The 25635-nt window shown below is 57.0% G+C and carries 26 protein-coding genes; 16 read left to right on the forward strand and 10 right to left on the reverse strand.

The window, feature by feature from the left end:
* Positions 1–17: 17 nt before the first annotated feature.
* Together ABJM11_RS17170 and ABJM11_RS17175 are read right to left on the reverse strand one after the other, a co-directional pair.
* Positions 18–2504 (reverse strand): heavy metal translocating P-type ATPase, encoded by a 2487-nt coding sequence (locus ABJM11_RS17170; protein WP_348293785.1) that lies wholly within the window; start codon positions 2502–2504, stop codon positions 18–20.
* Between the two features lie 70 nt (positions 2505–2574).
* Positions 2575–2976 carry a MerR family transcriptional regulator gene (locus ABJM11_RS17175; RefSeq protein WP_348293787.1) on the reverse strand — a complete coding sequence of 134 codons (402 nt, stop codon included), beginning with the start codon at positions 2974–2976 and terminating at the stop codon, positions 2575–2577.
* A 165-nt stretch (positions 2977–3141) separates the two neighbouring features.
* Here ABJM11_RS17175 and ABJM11_RS17180 point away from each other — a divergent pair, with 165 nt between their 5' ends.
* Positions 3142–3363 carry a hypothetical protein gene (locus ABJM11_RS17180; RefSeq protein WP_348293788.1) on the forward strand — a complete coding sequence of 74 codons (222 nt, stop codon included), beginning with the start codon at positions 3142–3144 and terminating at the stop codon, positions 3361–3363.
* On the forward strand, positions 3363–4922 hold the full coding sequence (locus tag ABJM11_RS17185) for a multicopper oxidase domain-containing protein (RefSeq protein WP_348293789.1): 1560 nt from the start codon (positions 3363–3365) through the stop codon (positions 4920–4922). Before ABJM11_RS17180 ends, ABJM11_RS17185 begins: the two co-directional genes overlap by 1 nt.
* Here the strand turns inward: ABJM11_RS17185 and ABJM11_RS17190 are convergent.
* On the reverse strand, positions 4919–5149 hold the full coding sequence (locus ABJM11_RS17190; protein WP_339806384.1) for a hypothetical protein: 231 nt from the start codon (positions 5147–5149) through the stop codon (positions 4919–4921). The genes ABJM11_RS17185 and ABJM11_RS17190 overlap by 4 nt on opposite strands.
* Before the next feature lie 344 nt (positions 5150–5493).
* On the opposite strand from ABJM11_RS17190, the gene ABJM11_RS17195 reads away from it, so the two are divergent.
* The 7 genes from ABJM11_RS17195 (at position 5494) to ABJM11_RS17225 (ending at position 9113) form a co-directional block, all read left to right on the forward strand.
* A complete protein-coding gene (locus ABJM11_RS17195; RefSeq protein WP_199453991.1) occupies positions 5494–5877 on the forward strand; it encodes a hypothetical protein in 384 nt (127 codons plus the stop codon).
* A 111-nt stretch (positions 5878–5988) separates the two neighbouring features.
* Entirely contained in the window at positions 5989–6282 is a 294-nt protein-coding gene (locus ABJM11_RS17200) for a hypothetical protein (protein ID WP_094625679.1), read from the forward strand.
* Positions 6283–6381: 99 nt separating this feature from the next.
* Positions 6382–6891 (forward strand): DUF411 domain-containing protein, encoded by a 510-nt coding sequence (locus tag ABJM11_RS17205; protein WP_094625678.1) that lies wholly within the window; start codon positions 6382–6384, stop codon positions 6889–6891.
* A gap of 10 nt (positions 6892–6901) precedes the next feature.
* Positions 6902–7756 carry a hypothetical protein gene (locus ABJM11_RS17210; protein WP_348293790.1) on the forward strand — a complete coding sequence of 285 codons (855 nt, stop codon included), beginning with the start codon at positions 6902–6904 and terminating at the stop codon, positions 7754–7756.
* Positions 7749–8204: a cytochrome c gene (locus tag ABJM11_RS17215; protein ID WP_011784882.1), complete on the forward strand. Its 456-nt coding sequence runs from the start codon at positions 7749–7751 to the stop codon at positions 8202–8204. Before ABJM11_RS17210 ends, ABJM11_RS17215 begins: the two co-directional genes overlap by 8 nt.
* A gap of 49 nt (positions 8205–8253) precedes the next feature.
* Positions 8254–8730, forward strand: coding sequence for a hypothetical protein (locus ABJM11_RS17220; RefSeq protein ID WP_011784881.1), 477 nt, complete (start codon positions 8254–8256; stop codon positions 8728–8730).
* A gap of 26 nt (positions 8731–8756) precedes the next feature.
* Positions 8757–9113, forward strand: coding sequence for a cytochrome c biogenesis protein CcdA (locus ABJM11_RS17225; RefSeq protein ID WP_348293811.1), 357 nt, complete (start codon positions 8757–8759; stop codon positions 9111–9113).
* A gap of 243 nt (positions 9114–9356) precedes the next feature.
* Here ABJM11_RS17225 and ABJM11_RS17230 read toward each other — a convergent pair whose 3' ends face one another.
* The 4 genes from ABJM11_RS17230 to ABJM11_RS17245 are packed head-to-tail and all read right to left on the reverse strand — an operon-like array spanning position 9357 to position 14383.
* Positions 9357–9767: a DUF6262 family protein gene (locus tag ABJM11_RS17230; RefSeq protein WP_290653234.1), complete on the reverse strand. Its 411-nt coding sequence runs from the start codon at positions 9765–9767 to the stop codon at positions 9357–9359.
* On the reverse strand, positions 9751–11604 hold the full coding sequence (locus ABJM11_RS17235) for a hypothetical protein (protein WP_348293792.1): 1854 nt from the start codon (positions 11602–11604) through the stop codon (positions 9751–9753). The genes ABJM11_RS17230 and ABJM11_RS17235 overlap by 17 nt, the downstream gene beginning before the upstream one ends.
* The gene (locus tag ABJM11_RS17240) at positions 11601–13247 is read right to left on the reverse strand and encodes a hypothetical protein (RefSeq protein ID WP_348293794.1); all 1647 of its coding nucleotides are present in this window, start codon (positions 13245–13247) and stop codon (positions 11601–11603) included. Before ABJM11_RS17240 ends, ABJM11_RS17235 begins: the two co-directional genes overlap by 4 nt.
* Positions 13244–14383 (reverse strand): site-specific integrase, encoded by a 1140-nt coding sequence (locus tag ABJM11_RS17245; RefSeq protein ID WP_348293796.1) that lies wholly within the window; start codon positions 14381–14383, stop codon positions 13244–13246. Before ABJM11_RS17245 ends, ABJM11_RS17240 begins: the two co-directional genes overlap by 4 nt.
* A gap of 223 nt (positions 14384–14606) precedes the next feature.
* On the opposite strand from ABJM11_RS17245, the gene ABJM11_RS17250 reads away from it, so the two are divergent.
* The 6 genes from ABJM11_RS17250 to ABJM11_RS17275 all read left to right on the forward strand — a co-directional run bounded on the left by ABJM11_RS17250 (position 14607) and on the right by ABJM11_RS17275 (position 20686).
* Entirely contained in the window at positions 14607–15701 is a 1095-nt protein-coding gene (locus tag ABJM11_RS17250; RefSeq protein WP_348293798.1) for a sensor histidine kinase, read from the forward strand.
* 6 nt (positions 15702–15707) lie between these two features.
* On the forward strand, positions 15708–16463 hold the full coding sequence (locus ABJM11_RS17255; protein WP_348293800.1) for a LytTR family DNA-binding domain-containing protein: 756 nt from the start codon (positions 15708–15710) through the stop codon (positions 16461–16463).
* Between the two features lie 84 nt (positions 16464–16547).
* Complete coding sequence (gene hemC / locus ABJM11_RS17260; protein ID WP_348293802.1) at positions 16548–17489, forward strand: hydroxymethylbilane synthase; 942 nt, start codon at positions 16548–16550, stop codon at positions 17487–17489.
* A complete protein-coding gene (locus ABJM11_RS17265) occupies positions 17470–18282 on the forward strand; it encodes a uroporphyrinogen-III synthase (protein WP_348293803.1) in 813 nt (270 codons plus the stop codon). Before hemC ends, ABJM11_RS17265 begins: the two co-directional genes overlap by 20 nt.
* A 2-nt stretch (positions 18283–18284) precedes the next feature.
* A complete protein-coding gene (locus ABJM11_RS17270; protein ID WP_348293804.1) occupies positions 18285–19451 on the forward strand; it encodes a uroporphyrinogen-III C-methyltransferase in 1167 nt (388 codons plus the stop codon).
* Positions 19448–20686: a heme biosynthesis HemY N-terminal domain-containing protein gene (locus ABJM11_RS17275; protein WP_348293805.1), complete on the forward strand. Its 1239-nt coding sequence runs from the start codon at positions 19448–19450 to the stop codon at positions 20684–20686. Before ABJM11_RS17270 ends, ABJM11_RS17275 begins: the two co-directional genes overlap by 4 nt.
* Before the next feature lie 9 nt (positions 20687–20695).
* Here ABJM11_RS17275 and ABJM11_RS17280 read toward each other — a convergent pair whose 3' ends face one another.
* From ABJM11_RS17280 to rho, 3 genes are all read right to left on the reverse strand, one after another.
* Positions 20696–21700, reverse strand: a complete 1005-nt coding sequence (locus tag ABJM11_RS17280; protein ID WP_348293813.1) for a 2Fe-2S iron-sulfur cluster-binding protein — start codon at positions 21698–21700, stop codon at positions 20696–20698.
* A 1-nt stretch (position 21701) separates the two neighbouring features.
* A complete protein-coding gene (ubiD, locus tag ABJM11_RS17285; RefSeq protein ID WP_348293806.1) occupies positions 21702–23189 on the reverse strand; it encodes a 4-hydroxy-3-polyprenylbenzoate decarboxylase in 1488 nt (495 codons plus the stop codon).
* A gap of 258 nt (positions 23190–23447) precedes the next feature.
* A complete protein-coding gene (gene rho, locus ABJM11_RS17290) occupies positions 23448–24710 on the reverse strand; it encodes a transcription termination factor Rho (RefSeq protein ID WP_027830745.1) in 1263 nt (420 codons plus the stop codon).
* A gap of 349 nt (positions 24711–25059) precedes the next feature.
* Between rho and moaB the strand changes: the two genes are divergently transcribed.
* Entirely contained in the window at positions 25060–25632 is a 573-nt protein-coding gene (moaB, locus tag ABJM11_RS17295) for a molybdenum cofactor biosynthesis protein B (RefSeq protein ID WP_348296700.1), read from the forward strand.
* Positions 25633–25635: the final 3 nt, after the last annotated feature.

The following is a 25635-nucleotide window of genomic DNA, read 5'->3' on the forward strand; positions in this document are numbered from 1 at the left end:
TCTGTGAGCCAGGTCTCTCATGAGACGCTGGTCTGTGCGGTTTCGCTTGCGCTGGCACTGCTTGCCACGGCGTTTCCACTATCGGATTTGAACCGGCCCAACCGGAGGGAATTGGTCACCACAAATACACTGGAAAGACTCATCGCGCCGGCGGCCAGCATGGGGTTAAGCAGGTAGCCGGTAAACGGAAAAAGAACGCCCGCTGCCACCGGAATAAGTGCTAGGTTATAGCCGTAGGCCCAGGCGAAATTGCCGAGGATCGTTCTGCGGGTGCGCCGGGAAAGCGCGGCAGCATCCACGATTCCCCGGAGGTCACCGCGCATCAGAACCACATCGCCAGCCTCGATGGCAATGTCGGTACCTGTGCCGATGGCGATACCCACATCCGCTTGCGCCAGGGCCGGTGCGTCATTGATACCGTCGCCCACGAAAGCAACCCGTGAACCTTCTTCCTGAAGGCGTTTCACTTCAGCCGCTTTCTGGTCCGGTAATACCTCCGCAAGCACCCGTTCAATCCCCGCCTGCCGCGCAATGGCCTCGGCGGTAGCGCGATTGTCACCGGTGAGCATGGCCACACTCAGCCCTGATGCCTTGAGCGCGGCAACTGCCTCCATCGAGCCGTCCTTGAGCGGATCGGCCACTGCAACCAGGGCCGCGAGGCGACCGTCGACGGCAACATACAGCGGCGTTTTGGCTTTTTCAGCGAGTGACACCGCACTGTCGGCGACGCTGGCCAGGTCGATACCGAGGCGACGCATATAACGGTCCGCGCCCACGTTGATCCGGTGCCCGGCCACCTGGGCCTGGATTCCGTAGCCCGGCTCTGCTTGGAATTCACTGGTCGCGGGCAACGTGAGCCCGCGATCCCTTGCACCTTTGACGATGGCTTCTCCGATCGGATGTTCACTTTCGGTCTCCACAGCCGCAACCCAGGCCAGGACCTCATCCTCGCGGCCCTCCACCAGGATGAAATCTGTCAGCTCTGGCTGGCCCCGAGTCAGGGTGCCGGTTTTATCGAGGACGATGGTGTCCATCCGAGACAATGTCTCCAGAGCCGCCCCCTTGCGGAACAGCACCCCCATTTCGGCGCCCTTACCGGTTCCGACCATAATGGCTGTTGGCGTAGCCAGCCCCATCGCGCAGGGGCAGGCGATGAGCAGCACGCTGACCGTTGTCACGAAAGCAAAGGACAGTGCCGGGGCCGGCCCGAAGCTGAACCAGGTGATGAACGTCAGAATCGCAAGTACGATCACCACGGGAACGAAAACTCCCGCAATCCTATCGGCCAGCTCCTGAATCGGGGGTTTATCAGCCTGAGCAGATTCCACCATTCTGATGATCTGTGCCAGAACGGTGTCCGCTCCGACCCTCGTAGCCCGGAACGTCAGGGAACCGTTCTTGTTAATGGTTCCACCCACCAGCTCGGCTTCTTTCTGCTTGGCCACGGGAACGGGCTCGCCGCTGATCATGGACTCGTCCACGTAGGATTGGCCTTCTTCCACCACGCCATCAACAGGAACCCGCTCTCCCGGGCGCACCTGGACACGGTCGCCAGGCACCACGGCTTCGATGGGCACTTCGACAGCTTCCCCGTCCCGAATGACACGGGCGGTCTTGGCCTGCAATTGCAGAAGCTTTTTGATTGCCTCCGACGTCCGGCCTTTGGCGATATGCTCAAAGTAGCGTCCCAGCAGAATGAGCGTCACGATTACCGCCGCTGCCTCGAAATAACTCTCGGCGGTACCGGCGGGAAAGAATCCTGGAACCAGCAGTGCTGCTACCGAGTAGAAATAGGCAGCGCTGGTGCCAATCATGACCAAACTGTTCATGCCGGGGTTGGCATGGCGTAATTCGGTGTACCCGGACCGGAAAAACCTCAATCCGGCATAAAACAACACCGGCGTGGTCAGGAGCCACTCAATAGCCATCCACCCCCGATGGGGTAAGACACTGACATACAAAGCCTCAAGTGCAGGGATCATCTTACCCATGGCAATCAGGACTACCGGGATAGTCAGCGCTGCAGCGAAAATCACTTTCCGGCGGAGGTCGATGCCCTCCCTGTCCTGCTCTTCCGTTTCGCTCCTGGCGTCCGGCTCCTGAGGTTCATACCCCGCATCGCGGATCGCCTGATGAATTCGCGGCACTGACAGGGTGTCAGAAAGGAACTCCACAAACGCTTTCTGGGTAGTCAGATTGACACTGGCCTTGACCATGCCGGGTTGCTTGTTCAATGCCTGCTCAATTCGGGAGACGCATGAGCCGCAGGTCATTCCGATGACCGGAATTTCAGCCGACTGTAGCCGTGGCTGGTAACCCGCCTCCTTGATTGAGTCGATAAGCATCGCCGGCGTGGCGGGCTGATCAAACTCCACGGTGGCTTTTCCGGTCGCCAGATTCACTTGGGCTTCCGCGACGCCATGCTTACCCATAAGCGCCTTTTCGATCCGCCCAACGCACGAAGCGCAAGACATTCCATCAACACGGACCTCTATTCGTTGCATACCCGTTTGTCTCCTCGGCACGGCTAACTCCGTGCCTTTAAATCAATTCATACGCAGGCGACTGGCAGCGTTACCCTTTTTGGGCGATCGCTTCGACAATCGGGCAGCCGTCCATTGGTCCTTCACCGGAGCATTCCTCCAGGGTTTCTGACAGGACCGCCTCAATGCGGGAAAGGCTCTGGATCTGATGCCGGATCTTTTCCAGTTGCTTCTTTGCGATGCGCTTGGCCTCAGCACGATCGCCATTGGCGTCCTGAAGCATCAGGAGTTCACGAATCTCATCAAGGGTGAAACCCCATTGCTTGGCGTGAATGATGAACTGCAGCCTGGCGATCGCATCCTCGGGGTAACGACGATAATTCGAATGTGTTCGGGCCGGCTCGGGCATGAGATTTTCCCGCTCGTAAAAGCGAATCGCATGGCTGGCCACGCCGCTTTTTTCAGAGAGTTCGCCGATATTGAACGTTTTCATTCATACACCTCAAACCAAGTAGTCAATAACTGACCTTCACCATAACCTTAAAGTGAACTTTAAGGTCAAGGCTTTTCACTCATTGCCAGATATGGGCACGTGCAGCACACTCATCCAACATGCCCTGTCCTCAATTAAGTGGGGCAAAAATACGGAGACATTTCGATGAAGGTTTTTGAGAAGGTATTTATGTTGATGGTTTGGCTTTTCCTGCCCTTCTTTGCTCTTGCCGACGAGCCCGGTCGCATGGGAGAGGGCATGATGGGTGGCAACACGATGCAGGGCATGGGCGGTATGGGGATATTCATGATGATTGTCATGATTCTTCTGGTTGTGCTCTTGATTCTTGCGATTCTGGCACTGATCAAATATCTGAGGAACAAGTAATGAATCGGGATAAACGTGTCCACCGGCGCACAGTCCTTCAGGCTGTGGCGGGCACTGGCTTCTTTCTCGCGCTGTCGCCGGGATTTCTGCTCACTGGCTGTGACGGCGGTGTGAGAGCAACTGAATCCGTAACGCTCGGCCTTGATTCAGAGGAATACGATGTTGAACTGGCCCTTCGTGCCACGCCCGATTCGGTACCCATACTTCCAGGCACACCCAGTGAAGTCTGGCGTTACAAGGCGGAATTGCTGAAAGGGCCGGAAAACACCCTCACTGAAAACACAAACAGCTATCTGGGCCCAACAATCCGGCTGCGCCGTGGTCAGAGGGTAAAAATCCATATTCGCAACGAGCTTACGGAGGACACCACCGTACACTGGCACGGGCTTCATGTGCCGTCCGATGTCGATGGACAGCCAAGGCTACCCATTCAGCCCGGTGAAACCATGATGGTCGGCTTCGAGGTGTGGGACCGGGCCGGCCTGTTCTGGTACCACTCCCATGCCCATGGTGAGCAGGGTGGGCGCGTAGGATTTCAGAGTTACGCGGGGCTTGCCGGGCTCCTGATCGTTGAAGACGACGAAGAAGCGGGCCTCGGATTGCCGTCAGGCGACAACGAACTGTTGCTGGTGCTTCAGGACCGTACCTTTGCGGGTGCCAATGAACTGGTTTACCTCGATGGGGGCATGGGAGCCATGATGGATCGCATGCACGGTTTTCTGGGAGACAGGATGCTGGTTAACGGCGTTCCTCCGGCCACGCGCAAGGTCGCCACGCGCCCATACAGAATTCGGGTTCTCAACGGCTCCAATGCCCGCATCTACAAACTGGCCTGGAGTGACGGGCGACCTGTCACATTGATCGGTGCAGACGGCGGCCTTCTCCGGGAACCGGAAGACAGGTCTTACGCCGTCCTGGCCCCGGCTCAGCGGCTAGATATCTGGGTCGACCTTTCCCAGTCCCAGCCGGGTAGCACTCTGGAGCTCATCAGCGACAGTTTCCAGGCCGGTATGATGGGCGGAATGGGAATGATGGGTAGCAACGCTCTTCCCCTCGGCAGCCGATCCACCCTGGTCGGTCTGGATGTGGCCGAATCGTTAGAGGTCAACGAACAGTTGCCAGCGCAGTTAGGTCAGCAGCGGCAAAGGATACTGGTAGGAAGTAACACACGCATCCGGACGTTTGAGTTAAGACCGGTGATGATGCGGGGCTTTGCGATTAACGGTCGGCGTTTTGAAGGGCCCCACGTGGCGGATGACGAAAAAGTCCGCCTTGGCGATACGGAAATCTGGGAATTCCGGAACAACACACCCATGCCGCACCCCATGCACATTCACGGTTTGCAGTTCAACATTGTGGGGCGAAGAGGTGGCAACTCGGACAGTTTGCAGCAGGGCCTGGTGGACAGCGGCTGGCACGACACGGTTCTGGTCATGCCCCGGGAAACGGTCCAACTGGCGATGAAGTTCGAGCGCTTTGCCGGCCTTTTCATCTACCACTGTCACAACATGGAACATGAAGACGCAGGGATGATGCGCTATTTTCAGGTGCAAGGCTAAGCGCCGCCGGTCTCCTTCGTCTGCTCAACCGTTGTCACCGAGCCCGACTTGTCCTTGCACTTCATCATGCACAACCCAAGACCACACATGATCAGGCAGGGCAGGAGGCTGATCAGTATGGGAGCGAGTCCGAATAGCACCAGGTGTTCCCAGCCAAAGGTAAGTCCGGCGATGACCGCGATGGCGCCAAACAACCACCAACGCCGTGGCCCTGTCAGCAAACCCACTAGCCTTCCTCGGCCAGGATCTGAATTCAACGTGCCCTTGTCTGTGCCGTTCGTTTTGTTACAGCAACTCATTATCGTCCCTCATTTTTACCTTAGTTGTTGGTTGCTCATTTCCACCGCTTATGCGGTAAACAGCCTTGCAGTTGAGCATTTTTAAGAAAATAACGTTGAAGCAAGGTTTAAGGTCAAGGCTTTTATCAGAATGGCCAAAGTGAATTCACCTTGGGCCTTTGGGTATCGATGGCGTTGTATCATTGAAATAAAAACTGCTAGGATTTGGTGAACTGAAAGACGAGCTGTGTGTCACAGCGTTGAACCTTTACAGCTTGGTGCTTGGAATCAGGATGACCGCAACAACCCGCCAATTTATTTCCGCGCTGCTATCACTGCTTCTGGTGATAAGCGGGCCGGCATTGGCTATGTCCAAAATAGCGGACAGCGACGCGGACACTGCGATGCCGGATTGTGGTTCCATGATGATGGCTCAGGCTGAGAGCGCCGGCTCCTCAACAGATACTGAAACGGATTGTTCCTCAGCCCCTGACATGGCCTGCCCGAGCGCCAGTGGGCTGATCAAATGCGGGGTCAGCGTCAGCGTTGCCCTGTTACCGGGGGATTCCATCGGTTTTACCGATACGGGCTCCCACCCGGTATTGACCGCACGATCAACCTTCTACCAGGATCCGTTCCTGGCCTCTATTACGCCTCCTCCAGAACACCACTCCTGAGTTTTAACCCGGATTTTTGCCTCTAGGAGGCAAGCTCTTTAACGTTAATTCTTACAACAAAGTCTCGTACTTCCGTCCATCCGTAACGAGACTTTAACTGGAGTAAATCAAATGCGTAATTCAAAACTCAAGCTTACCGTAACCGCCGCCGTTCTGGCAGGCAGTGTTGCCCTCTTCTCTGCCGTTGCCCACGGCGAAGGCGCCGGCATGATGGCCGGACACTCCGAGCAGAATGGCATGATGTCCTCGCAAGGCACGGAGGGTATGGGCGGCATGATGGGGATGATGAACATGATGTCCGATATGTCCCCTGAAGACCGTAAAGCCATGACCGCAGCGTGCATGAAGATGATGCAGGCTCATGGTGGCGATGGCATGAAAGACAAAGACACCGGCACCAAATAACCATTTGGACACCCTCATGAACTGAAGCTATGGGCCGGGGATGCATGTGCATCCCCGAGCCCTGCACTGCATATAAGCGATTCCAACCGAGGATTTTCCATGAAGACCATGAAACTCGCCCTTTATACGGGTATAGCCGCTGTCGTTATCGGCGCTGGCGCCACCTTGGCCATCCAGGCCAACGAATCTGACCAGTCATCGGTTGCGCAAGCCGAGAGTGGAAAGACAGTTCAGGCCATCACCATTTACAAGAGCCCCAATTGCGGTTGCTGCCAGGACTGGGCCGAGCACCTCGCGGCCAATGGCTTTGAGACCCGCATCGTTGAAACCGACAACCTCAATGAAATCAAGCAAGAGTACGACGTACCCCGAGATATGGCGTCCTGCCACACTGCGCTGATCGGAGACCTGGTGATTGAGGGCCATGTGCCGGCCAATGACATCGTCGCCTACCTTGAGGACCCGCAGTTCAATACGATTGGGCTATCAGTGCCGGGCATGCCCCATGGCACCCCCGGCATGGAAACCGGCCGGAAGGACGATTACCAGGTCATCGCTTTTAATGCCAATGGCAAGCAAGGTGTTTTCCGTGAACACAAGGATTACTGAGGTCAGCCCCATGAAAACGATGGTTTACCGCCTGAATTCTGGCGTTTCCAGGCTTTTCCTGTTCGCGTTGGTTGCCGTCATGCCGGGCCTGGTTCAAGCCGAGTCTGCGAATGATGCCCAAGCAGTGAAAGCGCTGGCGACTGACTCCTCCGGCGCCCTGCTGGTGCTTCGGGATAGCGGCCTGCTTGTTCTTGATGATAAGACTGCCGCCGACATCCCGCTGCCACCGTCCGATTCCGGCGCTCAACCCCGTTCCATGGCAAAGGGCGCGGACGAACGCCTGTACCTGGCAGGGCCAGGCCTTGGCATCTGGCGCTATGAGTATGCTAGCGAGCGCTGGCATTCCCTCAATGACACCCTGCCGGATCTCGGAATCACCGCCATTGCCGCCCACGCCACCCAACCGGAAACGCTCTACGCCTATCTTGGTGAAGGTGGCATGTTCCGATCCAGGGACGGCGGTGGCGAATGGGTGAAGGTTGACGGTGGACCCCGGGAGCCGGTGCAGGCGTTCCTGCACTCGGATATGCCCGGCAGCATGGAAAGTGGCTGGCTGTTCGCGGGCACCACCCGTGGTGTGGCCCGTTCCATGGACTGTTTTTGCTTCTGGGGCGATGCCGGCGAATTGCGAGGGGCGGTGACGGCCATTGATTACGATCCTTCGGCCCCGGAGAACGTCTACGCCGTAATCGAGGGGCAACTTCACCACAGTTCTGACGGCGGCGAAACCTGGGTTGGCCTTGAAATACCCCAGGCAATCACCGCTCTGACATTCTCACCCAAGGAAGGACTCGTGGTGGGCACGGAAAACGGAGACCTGCTTTCGCGGAACGCCTCTGGCGAATGGGTGCCTGTTCATGAATAAGTGGTTTGTCCCGCTGGTCTTGCTCGTTGCCCCGGCCCTTCTGATGGCCGGTGGCGCGCCACCAAACAGCGACAGCTTGCCGACCGAAGTGGCCAAGGGTCGCCAGATCTACGAGCAATACTGCGCCGCCTGCCACGGATGGCAGGGTGAAGGTGCGGCCAACTGGAACAAACCGGATGAGAAAGGCGAAATGCCCCCGCCACCACACGATGAGACCGGCCACACCTGGCGCCACAGTGATGCCATGCTGTTCAGGATGATTGCCGAGGGATGGCGGCATCCCTTCAACAAAACAGATCGGCTGGCTATGCCAGCATTTGAGGACACCCTCACCGACGAGGAAATTCAGTGGGTGATCGAGTACCTGAGAACACTATGGACAGACGACCAGCGCCGCTATCAACAGAACGAAAGTCAGGACATTAACCAGGCCGAGAGCCCCTCCTGACTTCTCACGGATACCAGACAACACTCCTTTAAATCTCGGTAACTCGAAAATGTCGTTGAAGCAGCACTTCAATAAATGGTCATGGTTATTCGGTATAGCCGGTTTCAGTCTGGTGGTCGCTGCAATTTTCGTGTTGCCGCAGTACCTGAAGCCTGATCTGGATGCCGGTGTCACTTTTTACGCCACCGAGGGATGCGCACCTTTTGAAGGTCAGTGTATCGGGCGAAAGGGCGATCAAACCATCACAGTCGGCTTAGGTAATGAAGCCATCGAATCGATGACAGAGATTCCCATTCGTGTGCGTCTCGATAACATGACAGCAGACTCCCTGATCGTGGATTTCGAAGGGCTTGAAATGTACATGGGCGTGGTCCGCACCCAGCTGCTACCGAATGCCCAGGGTGTTTACCAGGGAACCATTACCCTGCCGGAGTGCGGTACCGGCAAGATGCTATGGCGGTCGAGGGTTATCATCGACAACGACCCTTCCAGTGAAGGTATCAAATTTGATTTCTGGGCAGTTTAACGGACTTACAAAACTTAGGGGACTAAATTCCTGATCTTGCAACCTGGGGAATTGGCGCCGCGTTTGCCATCGGCTGGACACCCTGTATAGGCCCCATACTCGGGGCCATATTGGCGCTCAGCTCCACCCATGCCAATGCTGAGGCGGGCATGCTGTATCTGGCGGCGTATTCGTTGGGGTTAGCTCTTCCTTTTCTCGGAAGTGCCCTGTTTATTGAACACTTTCGGCAACGAGTACGCTGGTTCAGTCGCTGGAGTCGACTACTGAGAGCGTTTGCTGGCTTGGTGCTCGTTGTCATGGGCTTAATGGTGCTCACCGGTCATATGACACTCTTTGCGTCGTGGATGTTGTCGACGTTTCCTGTTCTCGGAAGGTTTGGTTGAGCTTCCTACAGCCAAACTACAGGGAACTGTTCATGGCTTCATACTTAAATACTGCGTATAAACAGGTTTCATGAACAAATGGGGCTGCCTTTTCGTTAACTAATGGTTTTGCATTGCCGAACCATTGAAGCGGCTCATTGTTCTTCAAGACTGGATTAAATCCGGTTCGCAGTGGAGGGGTCGTGAATGTCAGCTTTTGTTTAGAAGCGGGAGAAAAAGGTTCTGGCCAAAATCTGCGTAGCGCTACTCGCCCGATTTCCCCCTAAAAACTGTAACGTTTTTACTTTCCAAGATTGCCGAGAGTCGACGATTTTCGAGTTCCAAAGTCGCGTTTTTGGAAGCGAGCTCATTGCGCTGCTCCGTCAGCTCCACAATCTTTTCCCGTAGCTGACGGTTCTTGGCTCGTTCCTCTTTCAGTTTCTCGTGCTTCTCATCCCGCTGTCTCTGGATCGCCTTGTTGGCATTGCCCCGGATGCGCTCCATCAAGTCGGGGTAGTCTTTGTGGATCAGGGCTCGACTGACTCCGGCTTCTTCGGCAACAGCGGCCACCGAGACTTTTCGCCCCTTCTCAACGACCTTGGGCTGGCCTTTTTCCAATCGAACAATGGCCAACCGGATACGCTTGTGAGTATCTGATTCAGATGGCTTCGACATCGGCCACTTGCTCCTTGAGGCGATTGATGTCAAAACCTAGATCGGTCAACACCTTCTCGCAGCGTTCCATGGTGCGCTCGACCGTCTTTGAGCCCGAGTCGTCCAGGTCATCGATCTGCCGAAGCTCAATCTGTTGTAAGTACAGCCCTTCCCAGAACGGCTTGTGGGTATCGTCAATACAGCCGTGCTCGCAATCTTCGCATTGGCCGCCCGCGCAATCCACGCCGGTATCGTTGGTGCACCAGGCAATGCCGGTGGAACGCAGGAACACCAGCTCGCTGATGGCCTGAATCATCTCTTTCCGATCTTTGTAGGTACGCACTTCTTCCGAGCGGCTTCGCATTTGGCGAATATGACCGGCCATGCCACCTGAAAGCAACGTATCAGGTTCCAACCAATGACCGACGATCGCCTGACGCTTGCCATCAAACGCAGCGTAAATTTCGTCGTAGAGTTCCAGATCCTGGGCCTCGTTCATCGCATACAGAACGGTCATATCCAGGCTCCAGTGCTTGAAGTGATCCCTCAAATACCGCAGATCGCCCAGCTTGTGATGAACAACGTAATTGGCAAAGGTGCGCCGAAATTGGTGAGACGCAAGCTTCCAGTCCGTCCCGAGGTTCTTTGCAAACATCCTGAGTCTTTTGTTCAACGTTGGGCCGCTAAGCACAGTGATACAATTTCTCTTGCCCCCACCTTTCGTTAGCCCGATGCAGCCAGAGCACTGCCGAAGTCGGGTCACCTCCTTCAAGTCTCCGGACGCTTCTGCGGCTCTCAGAGCCTGCTCAAGCTCCGTCTGCAAGGGCTCTGAAAGCCTCTCCAAGACCTTTACAGCCCGAATCGCAATCTCTGGACAAAGCCATGAGGTTTCGCCCGCGTAAGTTTTGTCCGAGCGTGAGCCGAGGAAGTAGAACCGTTCGCCATCTCGAACTTCACTGTGCCACTGATCCCGCCGGATGTTGCCGAGCTCATGGGCTCGAATGCCAGTCGCCGCCAGAATGATGACAAAGCATCCATCACGCAGGTCGAGGAATGTGCTGTTCAATGCGCCGAGCCCTGAATCCCAACCGCGGCTTTTCAGGTAGCGAGACATTTCACTGGCTTGTGTCGTTCGCTTTTCAGAACAAGGTTTGAAGTCAGCCAACGCATCCCGATGTGCCAGCAAGATGTCAGCTTGACCGAGCAGGGATTCGGCGTGCTGGAACAGGTGCCTAAGAATGTTATCTGGAATGATCTTAGTCTTGGCTTTGGTTGATTGTTTGTGCCCGGCCAGGGAGACGGCCGAGCTTTCTGGCCAGGGGTGACCAAACGCGCTTGGGGTATCCCGAAGGAGTTGCCAGCATCGCTCAACAGCAAAGAACTTATGCGCCTTCGTCTGACTGGCAAGTGGATTGAAGGGTCTTTTTGCAGAAGTAAGGCGGTGGACGAATTCCACATAGCGGGCGGCTACCAGAGGCGTCACCTTCTCCTGAGTGCTAATCCCCTGCTCGTGTAACCAGTTCAACCAACACACCAAATCTCCGAACAACGCTTTAATAGTGCCATTGCTCAGCTCGCGCTCTCGCCAGATTGACCGTGCCAGGATAATTTTGGCCTCGAATCGCAGCTGCTCCCCGGTGATCCGAGCAAAGTTCAATTTTCGATCAGCGTCATTCCGGTTTGCCGTGCTCTTCGATTTCGGCAACCACCACTCCGGATCTTCGTATCGTGAGAGTACGTACAGCAACCCGTCGGCCCGATCTGTGGTGATGATACCGTGCAGTCCCTCACCGCTGGGTAACGCCTTCAACAGCCGCTCGCGGTTGGCCAGCACCTCTGCGCCGGAGGTCTCGATCATATCGCCATCCTCGCCATGCTGAGGTCTCGCCAGAAGGGGTGAGGTTGGTTTTTGGCCTTTTCCCGTTGCTCCGCCACCAGGTTCGCGTCAAAGCGAGGGGCGATCTCCTCGTCGATCAGACGAATGACTTGTTTCAGGTATTTCGTCCAGCGCTTGCCACCAAAGGTGTCGTAGTTGCGCAGAGTGGCCCAGTAGAAGCTGAACAGCCGATACAGATCATCGCCGGTCACCACGAAGCTCTTGCATCGGAAGCAGCCCAGATAGTCCTGACAGGGCTCGCCGTTTTTCGGAGATCGATGCCCCCGGCGGACATCCTGGCATGACGCAACGGGCGTCTGATCACTGGCGATGACATCCGGCTTGCTGAGAAGCTCCTGAACACGCGTCTCACCTAAAAAACGCATGTTGGTTTCCGCTTCCGGTGGTGCCTCCCAGTAGTGGGCATTGCCGGTCTGAACCGTGTGTCGTCCCGTTCTGGCCGTGATCAACGGATCTTGGCCAGACATCTCCCAGACGCGATTCAGAAGCGTCTGACGAAGCCGACTGACATTCAACGTGAGCGGCTTGCCATCGTCTGTTTGAAGCTGGTGTTGGTCGACAAGTAGCTTGATGATGTAGTGCAAATGGGTTGCAGTGAGTCGACATGGTTTGCCCGCGTACTTGCCCCGCACTCCCTCGTAGACCAGCAGTCGACCCCTATCACCGAACTCGGCGCGTATAGAGGCATTCCTCTTAACGATCAGATCAATGGCATCAGCGGCATAGAGATGGACACTGGCCATCTCAGACACTTCTTCGGACTTTCTGAGGGCAACCACGTGCGTGGCGTTGCCGCGACGTTTAAAGCTCACTAGCAGCCGCAGGTTGGATTTGAGCGGGTGAGCCTGCACGCAGTCCGTGGTGAGTTCCAGGATGGGTGCCGGATTCATTCCAGTGGACAGCGCGATGGACAGCGCACAGACAGTCAAATCGTAGCTGTTCAGCGGTTCCGAGTGGGCCACAATTCGCTCCATCTCTATACGCAGCGCTTTGATCAAAAACCGCTTTTCATTTTTGCTGAGCCCCTTCTGGCTCTTACGTCGTTTGTTGGAATTCGGAAACGGATTGGCAGGCCAGACCGTTTTCATATCCACTTCCGGCCAAAAGCCGAACCGATGGCATGCCACAAGCAGAGATTTGGTTTTGGTAAAAAGACCCTTTTGCGAGCCGTATTCGATGGTCTCGTTCCTCAGGTGCTGAATAAATCGCTTGATCGTTTCGGCGTTGAGATCCGCCATAGTCAGGCTTTCACCACTAGCAGCGTGGAGTAACGACAGAAAGGGCGCAAAGTGACGAAAGCCAACGTTCCAGTTACCCACAATCGTGGTCAGGCTGAGGGACTTTCCATTAGTTTTGACGCTCTCAGCGACCAGCTTTTCGAGGGTGCACTGACAGGCGGCGGTGATGTCGTCGAAGCCCTGACCGTAAAATGGCCCGAAGTCCGCGTTTCTCGTGTTTGTTGTGTTTTCGGGAAAGGCAACGACGGTGTTCGCCGGTTTTGAAATACGCGCCTGATCAACGGCTGTGGTTGTCGCCTCGGTCGCAGTCTCGCCACCCTCCTGAACCCCAATCTCATACCCATCTAACGCGAAATCCTTTTTCATGCGCAGGCCGCCTCCTTCGCCGTTTCCTCAATTTCTTCCTGATAACTGGTGCGCAGGTCGTCTTCGATGTCGTCGAGGAAATGCAGGTATTTTTCCGTGGTCATGATGCTGCTGTGGCCGAGGCGATCCCGAACGTAGATCAAGGGATTAAATGTCGTACTCTTTCGGGACATCAACGATTTTAGGGTGTGCGTCGCGTAGGTATGGCGCAGGATGTGGGGATGACAGGCAAACGACAGCTCCAATCGGTTCAGTTGATTGTTGAGCGAGGTTGGAATGCTCCAGGACTTGCCCTTGGCGGTCACAAAGAGGGTTTTGGGGTCTGTGCCGTGCTTTCGGATCGTTTCATGACGTTCGTGAATCACGTAGTCCCAGAGATCCGCCATCAATGATATCGGCACATGGATCGTCCGTGGCTTGTCTCCCTTGGTGCTCATCTCTTGGGGTTTAAGCTCAACAACTACATGACTTCGAGCCGAGATCGATTGGGGGGCTGACACATAAGTAACTGGAAACGTCAGAAGCTCTTCTTTACGCAACCCCGTCAGCAAGGCCAGGCGAACGATCAATCGAAGCGTTTTGTTGTTGATACTTTTGAGCAGCTCTTCCACTTGTTCTTTGTTGAGGACTTTGATCTTGGTTAGCGTGGTTTTAAGCAGCACATCCGGCTTTACGGCATACCCCCCAGAGGTGTCTGTGTGTGCCAGGAAACCCTTTGTCTGCCTGACTCTCACCGTTTCAAGGTCATACGGCAGCGTGCGTACCCAACCTTGTTTGAGGGCAAACTGATAAAACTTGATCACCAGGTGAAGTCGTCGATTTACCGTGGAGGCGCTAAGGTTAAATCGATCAAAGGAAACGTCTCGATACAGAGCTAACAGAGTTTCGTGATTTCGGTGATCAAGCTCTCTCCAATCAAAGCCATTGGCTTCAATGAACTCGAAATAATCACACAGATCTCTTCCAAACGTTTCCCAGCTACGATGACTTTGCACACTTCCACGTTTTAAGCAGTGATGGACGAGAAATTCCATTCCTTCGATAAACACATCATGATTGGCCTTGAGAAGAATCGGGAACCCTTCATAGGAATGTCCCCTGATTTCAAACTCTGGTGTGGCAAGAAGGAACTCCACCCTCGGACCCCCAATACTGTATTTTTATTCAGTATAAAGGAGTGGTTTAAGACTGCAACAGGTAGGTTACATTATCTGTGGTACAAAACATGGTCTATCTTTCCTGCTGACAGCCCGGCATCATTCTGCGGGAATGGGTAAATGGAATGTCGCGGGATTATAGCATTCTGTGGCACACAGTTGCCCTTCTCTGATCAAGGAGAAGGGATTCAGGAAAGCGTCGATGGCAGCAAGACAAAACAGGGAAGCCCCTGTCAGGGAGGTCCCAGTCAGCAACACAGATTTCTATGTGCCGGACCTGTGCCGGGTACGCGGCGTTTTCATGCTGGTGGTGACCAGCGAACTGCTGGTTCTGGTACTTTCCATCGTGCAGGCCGAGAGCCGCTGGATTGACTGGAACTATTTCGGCCTGCTATCGCTTTTTGTGCAATGGACAGTCCTCACCAGCGCCGCGCTGATATGCCCGTTGCGGCGCTGGCTCTCGGGCCTGACGGTTCCCCGCGCCACCGCCATAATTGTTTCCATCGTAATGCTGGACGTGCTGGCCTTCAGCCTCTTTGCCGACAGCGTACTCAATCCCCGCCCCGGCGTGGAAGCCTGGCAGGGCGTGGCCAAGAAGCTCTTGCTGGCAATGCTGATCACGTTGATGGTGCTGCGCTATTTCTACCTGCAGTTTCAGTGGCAACAACAGCGGGAAGCTGAAATGCAGGCACGCCTGACGGCGCTGCAGGCCCGTATTCATCCGCACTTTCTGTTCAATAGCATGAATACCATTGCCAGCCTGATCACAATCAATCCCGAAAGGGCCGAAGACGCTGTCCTGGATCTTTCCGAACTGTTCCGCGCCAGCCTCCGCAACGGCGACCGCCTGATCCCGCTGGCTGACGAACTGGATCTGTGCCGGCGTTACCTGGCGATCGAAAAGTTGCGCCTGGAAGACCGGCTGACCGTCGACTGGCATATTGAGAGCGGCCTGGACCAACAGGCCATTCCCCCGCTGGCCCTTCAGCCACTGGTGGAGAATGCTATCTATCACGGCATCCAGCCCCGCCCGAATGGCGGCACCGTGAAGGTTGAGGCCTACCGCAAAGGGCCGTCGGTCTATCTGATGGTGCAGAACCCGCGACCCGCACCAGACCAGGGCGGGCATGACGGCAACCGCATGGCTCTGGCCAATATCCAGTCCCGCCTTCACGCGCTGTTCGGAGAGCCCGCAGTGCTGAAACACAGCCACCAGAATGATATATATACCGTCACTCTCAGACTGCCCTGGCAGAAGGCGAGTGGCAACGGCAAACCCGCGATGAGGAGTGAATAGCCCCGTATGGCCGATGCACACAGCCATAGCGTACTGATTGCCGATGACGAGCCCCTGGCGCGGGAACGTATCCGCAGGCTGGTGGAAGCACTCCCGGGGTATACGGTTTGCGGCGAGGCAGGTGACGGCGAGGAGGTACTGGCAAAAATCGCCCAGCAGGCTCCCGATATCCTGCTGCTGGACATCCGTATGCCCGGCATGGACGGCATGGAGGCTGCAGAACGGATAGCGGCCCTGGAGGCGCCACCGGCCATTATCTTCTGTACCGCCTATGACCACTACGCCATACAGGCGTTTGATGTGCATGCGGTGGCCTATCTGCTTAAACCGGTCCGCCGGGAGGCATTGGCGGAAGCCCTGAAGCGGGCAGGCCGGGTTAACCGGGTACAACTCCAGGCACTGACGGACAGGGACGCCGACAACGCCGAACAGCTCGCCATTCGCACCCATCGCGGCACCGAGCTGGTCGATGTCCGGGGAATCCTCTACTGCGAAGCCGACCAGAAATACGTCACCATCCACCATGTCCGTGGTGAGACGGTCACCGATTACACACTGAAGGAACTGGAAAGCACCTATCCACACCATCTGCTGAGGATTCACCGTCACACCCTGGTGGGGGTGCGGTTTGTCCAGGCCCTGCTGAGAACCGGTGATGGTCAGAACGTCATCGACCTGGCGGACAATTACGGCCGGCTGCCGGTAAGCCGGAGGCACACCGCTTCCGTGCGGCAGTGGCTTAAGGAACATCGTCCCGGGTAGCCTTTTCGCCAATGCTTGCGCACGACGTTTGGCTCCACAAATGGTACCCTTGGCGTAACATTTTCAGATCCGGCAACGAGCAACATGTCCAAACGAACCCTTCGTATTGCAACCCGCAGCAGTGCACTGGCGCTGTGGCAGGCGGAATTCATCAAGGCCGAACTGGAACGGCTCAACGACAACCTCGAGGTTGAGCTGGTCAAGATCAAAACCCAGGGCGACAAAATCCTGGACGTACCGCTGGCCAAAATTGGCGGCAAGGGCCTGTTCGTCAAGGAACTCGAAGAGGCCATGCTGGCAGGCACGGCTGATCTGGCCGTGCACTCCATGAAGGATGTTCCAATGGAGTTCCCGGAAGGGCTCGGGCTGGTCGCTATCTGCGAGCGTGAGGATCCGACTGATGCGTTTGTCAGCAACGATTTTGAAAACGTGGATGCCCTGCCCCAGGGTGCTGTGGTAGGCACAGCCAGTCTGCGCCGCGAAGCCCAGCTCCGTGCCTATCGGCCGGACTTGGAAATCCGCACCCTGCGCGGCAACGTCAACACCCGCCTGGCAAAGCTGGATGCCGGCGACTACAACGCCATCGTACTGGCCAGTTCGGGACTGAAGCGCCTGGGCTTCCACGACCGGATCCGCTACTGCCTGCCGGACAGCATCTCCCTGCCCGCTGTGGGTCAGGGCGCACTTGGCATCGAGTGCCGGCTGGATGATGCCGAACTGATCAGCATGCTTGCAGCTCTCGATCATCGCGACTCCTCAGATCGGGTCAAGGCGGAACGCGCGTTGAACCGGCGCCTCCAGGGTGGTTGCCAGGTACCCATTGCAGCCTACGCCCTGCTGGAAGACGAGGATACTCTCTGGCTGCGAGGCCTGGTGGGCGCCGTGGACGGCACCAAGGTATTCCGGGTGGAGGGCCGGGCGCCCCGGAGCGAAGGCGAGCGCCTCGGCCGCGAGCTGGCTGAGGACCTGCTCGCGCTGGGTGCAGACAAGGTACTGGCTGACATCTATGGCCACACCCCTACCTGACTCACGACCACTTGAAAGCCGGCGGATCCTGATCTGCCGGCCACAACCCGAAGCTGACCGCCTTGCCGACCGCTTCCGGAAGGCGGGTGCAGACGCCCGGGCACTGCCGCTTATCACCCGGGAACCTCTTCCTGAAGACCCCGCTACCCGTGCGCTTATCCTCAACCTGGATGAGTTCACCCATGTCATCGCCGTTAGCCCTTACGCCGCCAGCCTGCTGCTCGACTGGCTGGACACCTGGTGGCCGCAGGCGCCTGCCGGCATTCACTGGTACGGCGTCGGTGCAGGAACCGCTACGGTACTTGCCGCCCATGGCCTGAACACACACCAGCCGGAAACCGGCCATACCAGCGAAGATTTGCTACAGTTGCCAGAGCTGGCGACACTGGACCATGAAAAGGTGCTGGTGGTTCGGGGCGAGGAAGGCCGCGAACTGATCCCGCAAACACTGGAAAAACGTGGCGCCCGGGTCACCGCCTTGCCACTTTATCGCCGCTACTGTCCCGACTATGATGAAGCAACATTGAAAGTGATGCTGAACGACTTTTCCCCCGAGGTGATCGTCACACTGTCGGGAGAAACATTGAACAATCTCATCGCACTAAGTGAAAATACCGGCCATAATCTTGAAGATACTTTGCTGGTTGTCCCCGTCGAGCGGATTGCCGAACAAGCACGTCAGGCCGGCCTGCGGCGAACGTGCGTACCAGGAAGCCTTGCCGATAGCACAATTGTGGCTGCAGTTGCCGAACAACTTGCCAGCCTGGACGGTGGCTCCGGAAACACCAAGTAAGGATGCACGTGACAGAATCAAAAGCACAACTGCCCGCTACGATTGCAAAGCCTCAGCAAACACGGCAACGGCTGTGGCCTCTCTGGATCCTCACACTGCTTGCCCTTGCCCTGGCAGTAGCCCTTGCATTCTGGAGCTGGCAACAGTGGAATAACTACCAGTCCCTGCAACAGAGCATCACCAGCCTCGAGAACGACACCGAGCAACTGGACCGCATGTACGGGCAGAGCGGCAGCGAACAGAGCCAGCGCCTGCAGTCCCTGGAAGAAAAACTCTCGGAACAGCGCGAACTGATTGCCACCCAGCAGCGCCAGATCGACCATAATGCCCGCGAACTGCTGGAGGCCGGCAACCGCACCCGCACCGACTGGTTGCTGGCGGAAGCCGAATACCTTCTCCGGGTTGGTAACCAGCGGCTGATGATTGAAAAAGACATCCGTGGCGCACTGGCCGCCCTGGAATCAGCTGACGAGGTTCTGGCAGAGTCGGACGATATCGGGGTCTATCCGGTACGCCAGCAACTGGCAAAGGAAATTCTTGCCCTCAAGGGCCTGGCCGATGTCGACCGCACGGGCCTCTACCTGAAGCTGGAAGCCGCGATCGACAGTATCCACCAGCTAACCGACGATGCTCTGGTTAACGATCGCGCGCCAGGTTTTGTTTCCGCCACCAACAGCAATTCATCCGCGAATACAGATTCTATTCCCGGCCTGGTGGCCGAGGGATGGGAGAAGGTAAAGGATACCCTGTCCCAGGTGGTGGTTGTCCGCAGGCTCGACGAGCCGGTCAAACCCCTGCTTTCCCCGGAACAGAGTGCCTATGCCCGGCTCAACCTCCAGTTGATGCTGGAGGAAGCCGAACTGGCGGTACTACGAGGCCATCAGGAGCTATACTCCCGGGCACTGACCAAGGCCAGCAACGCGATCACCGACTGGTACGACAGCAGCAACAACCGCATTATTGCACTCTCCAGGGCCCTGGACGAATTGTCTGAAAAGAATGTGGACCCCGAACTGCCGGATATCAGCCGCTCACTGGAGTTGCTCAAATCCCGCCTGGCAGGACGCCTGGATAGCAATGACAGTGAAGCGAACCCGAAGAATGATGAGAGCGGCGGAGGGAACGCCGAGGAAAGCGATAATAACGGCGAGCAGGGAGATGCCTCATGATCCGCATTTTGCTGATCATCCTCATTGCCCTGCTGCTGGGCACGGCCCTCTCCATGGGGCTACAGTATGACCTTGGCTATATCCGTATCAGCCTGGGCAACTACCTGATTGAAACCAATTTCTGGATTGGCCTGGCATTATTGGTCGTGCTGGTTGTGGGCTCCGTGATGGCCATCAACCTGTTCCGTCGCCTGCGTCATGGCACCGGCATGGTGGCTGGCTGGCTGGCCCGCAGCAATGAACGCCGGGCCCGCCGCCGCACCACCCAGGGGCTGCTGTCCCTTGCTGAAGGCAACTGGCCCCGTGCGCGCAAGCTACTCACCTCATCGGCGGAGCACGCCGACACACCGCTGATCAACTACCTTGCCGCGGCCCAGGCCTCGTTTGAAACCGGTGACCATGAAGCGGTTGACGAGCTACTACGCAAGGCCTTTGAAAGTACCCCGGGCTCCGACATGGCCGTGGGCATCACCCAGGCACAGCTGCAACTGGCCGGCAACCGTCTGGAGCAGGCCCTGGCCACACTGTTACGACTACGCAAGCAGGCCCCCCATCACCCGTTTGTGCTCAAGCTGCTGAAAAACACCTATGTGCGCCTGGAAGACTGGCGCGAACTCTCCCGCCTTTTACCAGAAATCCGTAAACGTAACCTGATGGATAGTGAGGAGCTGGGAGACCTGGAGCGGCTGGCGTGGCACAACCTGCTGCAACGTGCCGCCGAGGAATGCCGGCGCCACTCTGGCGAACCTTCTGCGTCGCTGGAGCCGCTGACCTTATTGTGGGATGAGCTGCCCGGCTTCCTCCGCCGCGACGAACACACCATCCGAGAATATGCCCGCCTGCTGGCTGAACTGGGCGACGAAGCCCAGGCCGAAACGCTTCTTCGGAAAGTATTGCGCAATCACTGGGGTGACGACCTGGTCAACCTGTATGGCCGGGTCAAGGGTCTGAAGCCGGATGAGCAGTTGCTGGTGGCAGAACAGTGGCTGAAGGACCGCCCGAACAATGCAGAACTTCTGCTCGCGCTTGGCCGTCTGAGTCTGCGCAACGAACTCTGGGGCAAGGCCCGGGAATACTTTGAAACCAGTCTGCGCATACGCCGCAGCCGCGAGACCATGGCGGAGCTGAGTCGCCTTAATGCCCATATGGGCGAGGGTGAAAACAGTGTAAAACTGTTGATGCAGGGACTGGTGAAAGATAGCGGGTTGCCGGATCTGCCGATGCCGAAGGCGTAAGTGTCTGGGTCACCTCCTGGGCGCATACTCCAGCACGTCGGAGAAAAATGCCTTCTGCGGTAACCCGGCGTCTACCAACGCATCCATCAACGTATAAACCATTGTCGGCGACCCGCTGGCATGCACCTCCACGTTGTTCCAGTCCATCCCTGAGGCCAGTACCGTGCGTACCAATTGGTCGTGGTGGCCACTCCATTCGTTATCCTCGTCATCCCCTACCACTGGCAGGAAGGTAAACGGTGGCCATTCGTCCTGCCATCGCTGGGCGAGGGAGCGCAAATACATATCTTCATGGCGGCGAACACCCCAGTAAAATTTTACCGGCTGGTCATAGGACGTTTCCCGCAGGTAATCCACCAGACTTTTCACCTGGGCAAAACCAGTTCCGGCGGCGACCAGTAACAGGGGCTTTTCGGGCGCCGAGGCGAGACAGGCGCGGCCATGTGGCAGCTCAACGGTGACTTCCCCACCGGAGGTAAGCGCGTCGATCACCTTCTGGGCAGAAACCCATTCTGGTGTGGCCTGGATGTGCAACTCGATCAACTCTTCCGATGGGCTGCTGGCAATGGAAAAATAGCAGGGGTCGGTATCCGGCAGGTTCACCGACAGGTACTGGCCCGCGTGGAATGACAGTTCCCGGCGACGGGGCAGTTGAAGCTCCACGCAGTAAACATCGTGGTTGATGGAACGGACGTCCACCACCTTGGCCAGGAACTTGCGGGGCTGATTGTCTCCGGCTGCCATAACGGCGTCTATCTCCAGCTCTAGGTCACTGAGCGCAAGGGTGCGGCACATCATCAGGCGCCCGGTGACCGGAATTGTATGTTGATTACGGGTATTCAGGGCCTGGCCACTGATCAGCCGAGCCTCACAAAGCTCACAAACCCCATTGCGACAAGCGGCAGGAACCGCAACACCTGCCCTGCCGGCAGCCGCCAGTAACGTCTCGTCAGAGGCTGCAGCAAATGATAATGCAGACGGTGAGAGACTGATACGAAGCGATTCACTGGTCATATCAGTCGGGGCGATCGGGCGAAACTTCAATCCCCAGGGTGTCCCAGATGTCATCGACGCGTTTTTTCACCTCGTCGGACATGGTGATGGGTGTGCCCCACTCCCGATCTGTTTCACCCGGCCACTTGCTGGTTGCATCCATACCCATCTTCGACCCCAGCCCGGACACCGGCGAGGCGAAATCCAGGTAGTCGATGGGAGTACTCTCCACCAGTAGCGTATCCCGTGCCGGGTCCATACGAGTGGTCATGGCCCAGATCACGTCCTTCCAGTCCCGCGCATTCACATCGTCGTCGGTAACAATCACGAACTTGGTGTACATGAACTGCCGCAGGAAAGACCATACACCCATCATCACCCGCTTGGCATGGCCGGGGTACTGTTTCTTCATGGTCACCACTGCAAGGCGGTAGGAGCACCCCTCGGGCGGCAGATAGAAGTCCACAATCTCGGGGAACTGCTTCTGCAGAATGGGGATAAACACTTCGTTCAGCGCCACCCCGAGAATAGCCGGCTCATCGGGCGGCCGCCCGGTGTAGGTGCTGTGGTAGATCGGGTTCTTGCGGTGGGTAACCCGCTCCACGGTGAACACCGGGAACTGGTCGACTTCGTTGTAATAGCCGGTGTGATCTCCGAACGGTCCCTCTGGTGCCATATCATCCGGATAGATAAAGCCTTCCAGCACAATCTCGGCACTGGCCGGCACCTGCAGATCACTGAGCCCACACTGCACCAGCTCAGTACGAGCCCCCCGCAGCAGGCCGGCAAAGGCATACTCGGAAAGGCTGTCCGGTACCGGTGTAACCGCACCCAGGATGGTCGCCGGGTCAGCGCCCAGAGCCACCGCCACCGGGTAGGGTTTGCCAGGATTAGCCTTCTGAAACTCCTGAAAATCCAGCGCGCCACCCCGATGGCTGAGCCAGCGCATGATCAGCCGGTTACGGCCGATTACCTGCTGCCGGTAAATACCCAGATTCTGGCGTTCCTTGTTCGGCCCCCGGGTAATCACCAGTGGCCAGGTCACCAACGGTCCCGCATCTCCGGGCCAGCAGTGCTGAACCGGTATCTGGTACAGGTCGACCTGATCTTTCTCAATCACCACATCCTGACAGGGCGCGGAACGAAGCACCTTGGGGCTCATGCGCATCACCTGCCGGAAAAGCGGCAGCTTTTCGATAGCGTCCTTGAAGCCTTTGGGGGGATCAGGCTCCTTCAGAAACGCGAGCAGCTTGCCGATTTCCCGAAGCGCGGTCACATTGTCCTGCCCCATACCCATGGCCACACGCTTCGGCGTGCCAAACAGGTTGGCCAGCACGGGCATGTCGTAACCTTTGGGATTCTCGAACAACAACGCGGGGCCACCTGCCCGCAGCGTGCGGTCGCAGATTTCAGTCATCTCAAGGTGGGGATCCACTTCCACTGAAATCCGTTTCAGCTCACCGAGCTTTTCAAGCTGGTCTATGAAGTCTCTCAGGTCGTTGTATTTCATCGGCTGCTCCGGTTGATTCCGGCATTGTACGCGATTTCTGTGGTTTTGGTTCGGCTTGGGCGCAGGAACAGGGCGGGGTAATCAGTACGGGCGCGCAAAGAGCCGGATCGGCAACGCCGGGGATCTTCTCCCCGGACCGTGCATTGCCAGGGATGGCAATGCCGAGCCCCCATGGATGGGTTCACGGCGTGTCCGGGGAGAAGATCCCCGGCGTTGCAAGCCCCCCAGGCCAGTGCGCAAAGGGGCCGGAACCAGCACTTACCGACGCTTCATCGAGTCGAAGAACTCGGCGTTGGTCTTGGTTTCCTTGAGCTTGTCCAGCAGGAACTCGATGGCGGCGGTGTCGTCGTCCATGGAGTGCAGCAGCTTGCGCAGGATCCAGATGCGCTGGATATCGGCCTCACTCATCAGCAGGTCCTCACGGCGAGTGCCGGAGCTGCGGATGTTAATGGCTGGATACGTGCGCTTCTCGGCAATCTTGCGATCCAGGTGGATCTCCATGTTGCCAGTACCTTTGAACTCTTCGTAAATCACCTCGTCCATCTTGGACCCGGTGTTCACCAGCGCCGTCGCCAGGATCGTCAGGCTGCCGCCCTCTTCCACGTTACGGGCTGCGCCGAAGAAACGCTTCGGTTTTTCCAGGGCGTGGGCATCAACACCACCGGTCAGCACCTTGCCGGAGGACGGAATCACCGTGTTATAGGCACGCGCCAGACGGGTGATGGAATCCAGCAGGATAACCACGTCCTTCTTGTGCTCGACCAGGCGCTTGGCCTTTTCAATCACCATCTCGGCCACCTGAACGTGACGGGCCGGGGGCTCGTCGAAGGTGGAGGCGATGACTTCGCCGCGCACGGTGCGCTGCATCTCGGTCACTTCCTCAGGCCGCTCATCAATCAGTAGTACCATCACATGGCACTCTGGATTGTTACGGGTGATGGACTGGGCAATGCTCTGCATCAGCAACGTTTTACCGGCCTTGGGCGGAGAAACGATCAGGCCGCGCTGGCCCTTGCCGATAGGTGCCACCAGATCCAGCACGCGAGAGGAGAGATCTTCGGTGCTGCCGTTACCCGCTTCGAGCATAAGGCGCTCGTCAGGGAACAGGGGTGTGAGGTTTTCGAACAGGATTTTGTTCCGGGCATTATCCGGTTTGTCGAAATTGATCTCGCTGACCTTCAACAGGGCAAAATAGCGCTCCCCGTCTTTGGGCGGGCGGATCTTGCCGGCTACCGTGTCACCTGTACGCAGGTTGAAGCGGCGGATCTGGCTGGGGGAGACGTAGATATCGTCGGGGCCTGCCAGATACGAAGCGTCGGCAGAACGGAGGAAGCCGAAACCGTCCTGCAGAATTTCCAGTACGCCGTCGCCGTAAATGTCTTCGCCGCTCTTGGCATGCTTCTTCAGGATGGTGAAGATCACATCCTGCTTGCGCGAACGAGCCAGGTTATCGAGGCCCATCTCTTGCGCAATATCGAGCAATTCGGGCATGGAATTCTGCTTGAGTTCAGTAAGATTCATAGTTTATTGGATTTTCAGGAATGGAAGTAAACGAACATTGGAATGACAGGGGTGCCCATGAACGGATTGATCGGGTACACGTTGAACTAGGTGCTGGCCAGATGGAGCAACCGGTGTAGATGGAGTCCGGAGTAATACTGAAGCCAGAGACAGGAAGAACAACCGTTCGCCGGGCAAGAAGGATCATCAGCCACCTTGCGTACCAATGTCAAGTGATGTTGCACACTTTTGAACCGATTTCCGCTTTTTCGGGCGCTGGCACCCTCCCTCTGAAGAGTTACTCCCCTTCCATTCATTACTCCCGATGAGGATACTGTCAACATGACTTCCTATTTTCTGGAGAAACTCCATGAGCAGTGATACCACCAGCGAGCTGAAACCCCTGAACATCGCACTGCTGACTGTGTCTGATACCCGTGGCCCCGCAGAAGATTCTTCGGGGCAATTCCTGGAAAACAGTATCACTGAAGCGGGTCACCGACTCGTTGCCCGGCGCATCCTGCCAGACGATGTCTACCTGGTGCGGGCGCTGATGTCAGCATGGATTGCAGACCCCGAGATCAATGTGGCGCTCATCACCGGCGGCACCGGATTCCACGAGCGCGACAGCACGCCCGAAGCTGTCGGGCCGCTGCTGGACAAGACCATCGAGGGATTTGGCGAGGAATTCCGCCGCCTGTCCGCCAGCGAAATAGGCACGTCCACTATCCAGTCCCGCGCGTTTGGCGGCCTCGCCAATCATACCGTGATCTTCTGCCTCCCCGGCTCCACGGGCGCCTGCCGTACCGGCTGGAACGGCATTCTGAACACACAACTGGACAGTCGGCACGGCCCCTGTAATTTCTCGGGCCTGACCCTGGGCAAGCCAGACAAGCCTTTCGACCGCATTAACCAGGTCATTGGCGAGCGTTCGGAGCGATAGGCC

Source organism: Marinobacter sp., assembly GCF_039977835.1.
Classification (GTDB): Bacteria; Pseudomonadota; Gammaproteobacteria; order Pseudomonadales; family Oleiphilaceae; genus Marinobacter.

Bases quoted from the DNA above. Each gene is read 5' to 3' on its own strand.
- ABJM11_RS17200 (WP_094625679.1), top strand. From the start codon at position 5,989: ATGCGTAATTCAAAACTCAAGCTTACCGTAACCGCCGCCGTTCTGGCA.
- ABJM11_RS17235 (WP_348293792.1), bottom strand. From the start codon at position 11,604: ATGATCGAGACCTCCGGCGCAGAGGTGCTGGCCAACCGCGAGCGGCTG.
- ABJM11_RS17280 (WP_348293813.1), bottom strand. From the start codon at position 21,700: ATGACCAGTGAATCGCTTCGTATCAGTCTCTCACCGTCTGCATTATCA.
- ABJM11_RS17210 (WP_348293790.1), top strand. From the start codon at position 6,902: ATGAAAACGATGGTTTACCGCCTGAATTCTGGCGTTTCCAGGCTTTTC.
- ABJM11_RS17195 (WP_199453991.1), top strand. From the start codon at position 5,494: ATGACCGCAACAACCCGCCAATTTATTTCCGCGCTGCTATCACTGCTT.
- ABJM11_RS17275 (WP_348293805.1), top strand. From the start codon at position 19,448: ATGATCCGCATTTTGCTGATCATCCTCATTGCCCTGCTGCTGGGCACG.
- ABJM11_RS17230 (WP_290653234.1), bottom strand. From the start codon at position 9,767: ATGTCGAAGCCATCTGAATCAGATACTCACAAGCGTATCCGGTTGGCC.
- ABJM11_RS17205 (WP_094625678.1), top strand. From the start codon at position 6,382: ATGAAGACCATGAAACTCGCCCTTTATACGGGTATAGCCGCTGTCGTT.
- ABJM11_RS17265 (WP_348293803.1), top strand. From the start codon at position 17,470: ATGGCCACACCCCTACCTGACTCACGACCACTTGAAAGCCGGCGGATC.
- ABJM11_RS17170 (WP_348293785.1), bottom strand. From the start codon at position 2,504: ATGCAACGAATAGAGGTCCGTGTTGATGGAATGTCTTGCGCTTCGTGC.
- ABJM11_RS17215 (WP_011784882.1), top strand. From the start codon at position 7,749: ATGAATAAGTGGTTTGTCCCGCTGGTCTTGCTCGTTGCCCCGGCCCTT.
- rho (WP_027830745.1), bottom strand. From the start codon at position 24,710: ATGAATCTTACTGAACTCAAGCAGAATTCCATGCCCGAATTGCTCGAT.
- ubiD (WP_348293806.1), bottom strand. From the start codon at position 23,189: ATGAAATACAACGACCTGAGAGACTTCATAGACCAGCTTGAAAAGCTC.
- ABJM11_RS17180 (WP_348293788.1), top strand. From the start codon at position 3,142: ATGAAGGTTTTTGAGAAGGTATTTATGTTGATGGTTTGGCTTTTCCTG.
- ABJM11_RS17270 (WP_348293804.1), top strand. From the start codon at position 18,285: ATGCACGTGACAGAATCAAAAGCACAACTGCCCGCTACGATTGCAAAG.
- moaB (WP_348296700.1), top strand. From the start codon at position 25,060: ATGAGCAGTGATACCACCAGCGAGCTGAAACCCCTGAACATCGCACTG.
- ABJM11_RS17175 (WP_348293787.1), bottom strand. From the start codon at position 2,976: ATGAAAACGTTCAATATCGGCGAACTCTCTGAAAAAAGCGGCGTGGCC.
- hemC (WP_348293802.1), top strand. From the start codon at position 16,548: ATGTCCAAACGAACCCTTCGTATTGCAACCCGCAGCAGTGCACTGGCG.
- ABJM11_RS17255 (WP_348293800.1), top strand. From the start codon at position 15,708: ATGGCCGATGCACACAGCCATAGCGTACTGATTGCCGATGACGAGCCC.
- ABJM11_RS17240 (WP_348293794.1), bottom strand. From the start codon at position 13,247: ATGAAAAAGGATTTCGCGTTAGATGGGTATGAGATTGGGGTTCAGGAG.
- ABJM11_RS17220 (WP_011784881.1), top strand. From the start codon at position 8,254: ATGTCGTTGAAGCAGCACTTCAATAAATGGTCATGGTTATTCGGTATA.
- ABJM11_RS17185 (WP_348293789.1), top strand. From the start codon at position 3,363: ATGAATCGGGATAAACGTGTCCACCGGCGCACAGTCCTTCAGGCTGTG.
- ABJM11_RS17250 (WP_348293798.1), top strand. From the start codon at position 14,607: ATGGCAGCAAGACAAAACAGGGAAGCCCCTGTCAGGGAGGTCCCAGTC.